General features: G+C 60.9%; 8 protein-coding genes. 6 read left to right on the top strand and 2 right to left on the bottom strand.

Going from position 1 to position 6,312, the window contains the following annotated elements; all coding sequences use genetic code 11:
* The 3 genes from GPS82_RS12975 to GPS82_RS12965 form a co-directional block, all read left to right on the top strand.
* The coding region (locus GPS82_RS12975) for an ATP-dependent 6-phosphofructokinase (protein WP_296495395.1) at nt 1-826 on the top strand (826 nt) is incomplete at its 5' end.
* Nucleotides 819-1,217 (top strand): thioredoxin family protein, encoded by a 399-nt coding sequence (locus GPS82_RS12970; protein ID WP_296495393.1) that lies wholly within the window; start codon nt 819-821, stop codon nt 1,215-1,217. The genes GPS82_RS12975 and GPS82_RS12970, both read left to right, overlap by 8 nt.
* Entirely contained in the window at nt 1,192-2,172 is a 981-nt protein-coding gene (locus GPS82_RS12965) for a DMT family transporter (protein ID WP_296495390.1), read from the top strand. The genes GPS82_RS12970 and GPS82_RS12965 overlap by 26 nt, the downstream gene beginning before the upstream one ends.
* 29 nt (nt 2,173-2,201) lie before the next feature.
* Here the strand turns inward: GPS82_RS12965 and GPS82_RS12960 are convergent, their stop codons facing one another.
* Nucleotides 2,202-2,771, bottom strand: a complete 570-nt coding sequence (locus GPS82_RS12960; RefSeq protein WP_296495389.1) for a restriction endonuclease — start codon at nt 2,769-2,771, stop codon at nt 2,202-2,204.
* A gap of 105 nt (nt 2,772-2,876) precedes the next feature.
* Nucleotides 2,877-3,104: a hypothetical protein gene (locus GPS82_RS12955; RefSeq protein ID WP_296495387.1), complete on the bottom strand. Its 228-nt coding sequence runs from the start codon at nt 3,102-3,104 to the stop codon at nt 2,877-2,879.
* 315 nt (nt 3,105-3,419) lie between these two features.
* Between GPS82_RS12955 and GPS82_RS12950 the strand changes: the two genes are divergently transcribed.
* Genes GPS82_RS12950 through GPS82_RS12940 form a run of 3 tightly spaced genes read left to right on the top strand, consistent with a single transcriptional unit; the run spans nt 3,420 to nt 6,203 of the window.
* Nucleotides 3,420-4,898, top strand: a complete 1,479-nt coding sequence (locus GPS82_RS12950; protein ID WP_296495386.1) for a SulP family inorganic anion transporter — start codon at nt 3,420-3,422, stop codon at nt 4,896-4,898.
* Nucleotides 4,899-4,910: 12 nt separating this feature from the next.
* Entirely contained in the window at nt 4,911-5,768 is an 858-nt protein-coding gene (locus GPS82_RS12945) for a universal stress protein (RefSeq protein ID WP_296495384.1), read from the top strand.
* A gap of 21 nt (nt 5,769-5,789) precedes the next feature.
* Complete coding sequence (locus GPS82_RS12940) at nt 5,790-6,203, top strand: DUF2784 domain-containing protein (protein WP_296495382.1); 414 nt, start codon at nt 5,790-5,792, stop codon at nt 6,201-6,203.
* Nucleotides 6,204-6,312: the final 109 nt, after the last annotated feature.

The following is a 6,312-nucleotide window of genomic DNA, read 5'->3' as shown; positions in this document are numbered from 1 at the left end:
CGGCACGGTGCGCGAGATTGACCGCTCTGATGAAATCCTGACCTACTTTGCCACCCATGAAATTGACGCACTGGTGTCGATTGGTGGCGATGGCTCGCTCACCATTGCCAACGCCCTGCACCAAAAAGGCCTGCGCGTGGTGGGTGTGCCCAAAACCATTGACAACGATCTTGACAAGACCTTCACCACCTTCGGGTTTGACACCGCCGTGGGCTTTGCCACCGAGTGTCTGGACCGCCTGCACACCACCGCCGAGAGCCACCAGCGTGTGATGGTGGTCGAGGTGATGGGGCGTTATGCCGGCTGGATCGCCCTGCACGCCGGCATTGCGGGCAATGCGCACACCATCCTGATGCCTGAAATTGGCTTTGACCTGGACAAGGTCACCACCAAGATCCGCCAGCGCGAGGCCGAAGGGCGCCAATATTCCATTGTGCTGGTGGCCGAAGGCGCGCAAGCCAAAGACGGCCATCGCGAGCTGCTGGCACCCGCCGAGGTGGGCCACGCCGAGCGGCTGGGCGGTATTGGCGAGAGCATTGCCCAGGCTTTGGGCAAGAGCACCGGCAAGGAGACCCGGGTGGTGGTGCTGGGGCATTTGCTGCGCGGCGGCAGTCCCACCTCTTTTGACCGCTTGGCGGCCCTGCGCTTTGGTGCGGCGGCCGTGCGCGCGCTGGACGAGGGCCACAGCGGCGTGATGGTGTCGCTGGGGGCCGACGGCGTGACCCATGTGGCGCTCGAAGAAGTGGCCGGCCACATCCGCAACGTGCCGATGGACTGCGACACCCTGCAAACCGGGCGCGACCTGGGCATCTGCTTTGGTGACTGAGGCTGTCCGGTTGGCGCGCGCCAATGCCGCGCCACGTTTGCTGGTGGTTTGCCTGTGCGCCGATTGGTGCGACGTCTGCCGCAACTACCGCAGCAGTTTTGAGCAGGTGCAGGAAGCCATTCAGGCTGATCATCCGCAGGCGCAGTTTGTCTGGCTGGACGTGGAGGACGACGCCGACCTGCTGTACCCGCTTGATGTGGATGACTTTCCAACGCTGTTGATCGCCATGGGTGACGCGCCGCGCTTTTTTGGCCCGCTCACGCCGCAGCCGCAAACCCTGGAGCGCCTGCTGCGCAGCACCGCCGGGGATGCCACGGCCGCGGCACTGGCTGATCCGGCGTTACACGCGGCGGTGGCGCGAATTTATGCAAACCAGCTTGCGCCGCCATGAGTCCGTGTCGGGTCCGTACGCACACTTGAATACCCATCCCTTTTTCTCCAGCCGCAAGGTGGTTTTCCTGCTGGCCTGCCTGTGCTGCTTGCTCTGGGGCAGTGCCTACCCGGCCATCAAGAACGGTTATGCGATGTTTGCCATTGGCGCGGGCGACGTGCCGTCCCAGATGGTTTTTGCCGGCTACCGGTTTGTGATCGCCGGCGCGCTGCTGTTGCTGATGGCGCGGTTGACGCATCGACCGATCTTCGATCTGGACGGCCAACAGCTGCGCCAGATCACCACGCTGGGGTTGACGCAAACTTCGCTCCAGTACATCTTTTTTTATGTCGGCCTGGCCTACACCACCGGGGTCAAGGGTTCGATCATGAACGCGACGGGCACGTTTTTCAGCGTGTTGCTGGCCCATTTCATTTACCGCAATGACCGCTTGAGCCTGAACAAGGTGATCGGCTGCCTGGTCGGGTTTGCCGGCGTGATGGTGGTCAACTTTGGCCAGGGTCTGCTGGACTTTGAATTCAGCCTGCTGGGCGAGGGTTTTGTGGTGATCGCGGCCTTCATTCTTTCTGCGGCGTCAATTTACGGCAAGAAAGTTTCGCAATCGATGGATTCTGTGGTGTTGACCGGTTACCAGTTGGCCATCGGTGGCCTGGCACTGATGCTGGGCGGGTACCTGACCGGCGGCACGCTGACCGGTTTCACGCTGGCATCTACCGCCTTGCTGTTTTACCTGGCTGTGCTGTCTTCGGTGGCCTTTGCCTTGTGGACCATTTTGCTCAAGTACAACCGCGTTGGCATGGTGACCATTTTTGCCTTTTTGATCCCGATTTTTGGTGCTGTTTTGTCGGCCATCTTTCTTGGCGAGAGCATCCTGGCGTGGAAGAACCTGCTCGCCCTCGGGCTGGTGTGCTCCGGCATCTGGCTGGTCAACAGGGAAAGCCCGCAGTCCGGATGAAGCGCCGCGTCATCCGGGGCCGCTGTGCGCTACTTTTGCAGCAGCAAACGCGCCAGCTCATTGCCTGACACCAGCGCCACGCCCTGGGCCTTGGCAAAACGCTGGGCGGTGTCACTCACCGGGGCCAGGCTGAGGTAAGTGCACTGCTGTGCCTCCTGCGTCTCTTTGGCCGCGACCAGATCGCGCAGCGCCTCGACGCCCTGGTTGGCCGCTTTCCAGCGCTTGCAACTCACCAGCGTGGCGCGGCCACCCTTGACCACCTTGAAGTCGGCCGCCGGGCTGTTGAGCCGCAGCACGGTATAGCCTTGCTCAACATAAGTTTGACCGATCAGCGCAGCAAAATCCCGCCACGACATGGCCCCCACGCGCGTCAGCATTTCCGCCACGCGCGCTGCACTGGGCGCGCGCCACTGCTTGCGCGCTGCCAGCACGCCAATCACCAAAAATGGAAAGGCGCCCATCACGCCAAACGGCACGTAAGGCGTGGGCAGCAGGGCAAATGACAGCAGCGTGAACCCGGCCACGATGAGCATGCTGATCCACCACGGTGAACGCAGCAAAATCGCAAACAGCGAGTTCTCGGACATTTTCAGTTTCATGGCAAGGGGCAACTTTAAACTTTGGGTGAACAATGGCCGCGGTGGATGGCTAAAGTGTATCGGGCAGCGCCGGACCTCTGCCAATGATCCCAGGCGAAGGGCAGGTCAAACCGGAAGTGTGTAGACCCTGGCCGCAGCCCGTTCTTCAGCGCTGTGCCCCGCCAAAGCGGCATCCCATTCGGGGCCTGTCGCCCCTTCAACAGGAATCAGCCCGGCGGTCATGGAGCCAACCTCTTCGACAGCGGCATCAAACTCGCCCACCATTTCGTGCGTGTCCAGGCACAGCCGCGCAACCATTGACCCGCCGGAATCAATGACAATGAGGTAACGCACAGGCTTGCGGTGACTTGCCTGAGGGTGCGCGCGAGGTGATTCCATTCCAAATGTTTGACTCATTCGGGAATGCTACTACCAATTTGCCTTGGCAATACAATGATGCGGTGCACAAACTCTCCACCAAGTTCTCCAAAAACCCGGCGTCTTACCCGGGCAGTGAACTGCCGCGTGGTTATTTTTGCTCGGTGACACCGCCGTAAGCAGCCGCCTGGCCTGCTTCCGTTAACGTTTTGATCAACGCCCGCAGGGGTTGATCAGCACCCAATTTCCCTCTTGCTTTTGCAGCCACTTGCCGTGGCTGATCTCCTATTCATGCTGTCAAAAACCATCCGCCAAGACTGGCTGTCCAACATCCGCGGCGATTTGCTTGCGGGCTTGGTCGTCGCGCTGGCCCTCATTCCCGAAGCCATTGCGTTTTCCATCATTGCCGGGGTTGACCCCAAGGTGGGCTTGTATGCCTCGTTCAGCATCTCGGTGTTGATTGCCTTCACCGGCGGGCGCCCCGGCATGATCTCGGCTGCGACCGGCGCCATGGCGCTGGTGATGGTGTTGCTGGTCAAGGAACACGGCCTGCAGTACCTGCTTGCCGCCACGGTGCTCACCGGGGTGCTGCAGATTGTGGCCGGGCTGTTCAGGCTGGGTGTGTTGATGCGGTTTGTCTCGCGCTCGGTCATCACCGGTTTTGTCAACGCGCTGGCGATTCTGATCTTTTTGGCGCAATTGCCAGAGCTCACCAACGTGTCATGGGTGGTGTATGCCATGACCGCTGCCGGGCTGGGCATCATCTACGGTTTTCCGTACCTCACCAGGGCGGTGCCGTCGCCACTGGTCACCATCGTGGTGCTGACCGGCGTGGCGATGGCGCTGGGCCTGGACGTTCGCACGGTGGGCGACATGGGCGAGCTGCCCGACAGCCTGCCGGTGTTTTTGCTGCCCGATGTGCCGTTGAATTGGCAAACGCTGCAGATCATCCTGCCTTATGCGACCACCCTGGCCGTGGTCGGTTTGCTCGAATCCATGATGACCGCCGCCATTGTGGATGAGCTGACCGACACCCCGAGCAACAAAAACCGCGAATGTGTTGGCCAAGGTGTGGCCAACATCGCCACCGGCTTCATTGGTGGCATGGCTGGCTGCGCCATGATTGGCCAGTCGATGATCAATGTGAAATCGGGCGGGCGTGGCCGCCTGTCAACCTTTGCGGCAGGCTTGTTTTTGCTGATTCTGATCGTGTTTCTCGGGCCATGGGTCAAACAAATCCCGATGGCGGCGCTGGTGGCGGTGATGATCATGGTCAGCATTGGCACCTTCAGTTGGGATTCCATCTTGAAGCTGCGCCAGCACCCGCCAAGTTCCTCTTTGGTGATGATTGCCACCGTGGTGGTGACGGTGTCCACCCACGACCTGGCCAAGGGGGTGTTTGTGGGCGTGTTGCTGTCAGGCATCTTCTTTGCGCACAAGGTGGGCAAGGTGCTGCGCATTGACCGCAGCAGCGACGAGAGCGGCCGGGTGCGCACTTACCGTGTGGTGGGCCAGGTATTTTTTGCGTCGAGCGAAACCTTTATCGCCAGTTTTGACTATAAGGAAGTGGTTGAAAAAGTGTGCATCGACGTCAGCCGGGCGCATTTTTGGGACATCACGGCGGTGAGTGCGCTGGACAAGGTGGTGCTCAAGTTCAAGCGCGAAGGCGCCGAGGTGGAGGTGATTGGCCTGAACCAGGCCAGCGCCACGATGGTGGACCGTTTTGCGGTGCATGACAAGCCTGATGCCGTTGAACAACTGATGCACTGAAGGAGCCAAAAGATGAACCGAATTTATGCCTGCATTGACGGCCAGTCCAACTCCCGGTCGGTGATTGACTGGAGCGCCTGGGCGGCGCAACGTCTGGCCGTGCCGCTGGAGTTTTTGCATGTGCTGGAGCGCCACCCCGAGCGCGCCAGCACCCAGGACTTCAGTGGCGCGATTGGCCTGGGCGCGCAAGAAGCCATTCTGCAAAACCTGAGCGAAAGTGATGCCCTGCACAGCAAGGCGGCCATCGAGGCGGGCCGACAACTGCTCTCCAGTGCCAGGGAGCGCGCTGCCAGTGCGGGCGTTGCCCAGCTCGATGGGCGCCTGCGACATGGTGAATTTGTCGCCACCGTGCAAGAACTCGAAGCGGGAGCCCAACTGCTGATACTGGGCGAGCACTACCACGCTGCCCAAACCCAGAAAGTGCATTTTGACCACCATCTGGAGGAGGTCATCCGCGCCACACGGCGGTCGGTGCTGGTGGCAACCAGGGCGCAATTTGCCCAGCCCACACACTTCGCCCTGGCGTTTGACGGCAGCAGCGCGGCGTTCAAGACCATCGAACTGATCAGCAGTTCGCCCTTGTTGGCCGGACTCACCGCCCTGGTTGTGATGGCGGGGAGTGAGTCTGCCCTGCGCGCGCGCCAGCTCGAAGAAGCCCGACAGGCCTTGCAGAAGGCGGGTTTTGAGGTGAAAACGCAGTTGATCGCGGGTGAGCCCAATGACGTTCTGCCGGCTTTTGTGAACGCGCAGGGCGCAGACTTGCTGGTGATGGGCGCGTTTGGCCACTCATGGCTGAAACAACTGATTGCGGGCAGCACCACCAGTACCTTGCTGCGCGTGAGTGATGTGCCGGTGCTGATTTTGCGCTAGGCCAAACCTTGGGTGCCGCACATGTATCGTCCTGACACCTATCGCCTGCTCGCGGATGCTACGCTGCTGCTCCATTTCGCAGTGGTCGTGTTTGTGGTCGGCGGCCTGATCCTTGTGCTGCTGGGCAACAGGCTGCGCTGGCGTTGGGTCAATGCGCTGCTGTTCCGTGTGGCGCATTTGGTCGCTGTTGGCGTGGTTGTGGTCCAGGCCTGGCTCGGCGAGCTTTGTCCGCTCACCGTTCTGGAGTCGTGGCTGCGCGAGCAGGCAGGCGAGGCGCCATACACCGCAAGCTTCATCGAGCACTGGGTTCAACGCGTGCTGTACTACGAGGCGCCGCTGTGGGTCTTCACGCTTTTGTACAGCGTGTTCGGGCTGCTTGTGGCGGCGGCGTGGTGGTACTTTCCACCCGTCAGAAAAGCCCCGCGCGTTGAATGACCGGGTGACAAAAAAGCGGCAGGGTCAACAGCGGTCCTGGCCACGGCCAGCCACTGAACGCGTGATCCGGTTTTGTCTGTATGCTTGTCCTGTCACGTCAAGTTGACGT

Origin of the sequence: Rhodoferax sp., from assembly GCF_011391645.1 — a bacterium.
Taxonomy (GTDB): Bacteria; Pseudomonadota; Gammaproteobacteria; order Burkholderiales; family Burkholderiaceae_C; genus Rhodoferax.
Note: the sequence above shows the minus strand (reverse complement) of the source record. Positions and strands in the feature narration are given on the sequence as shown.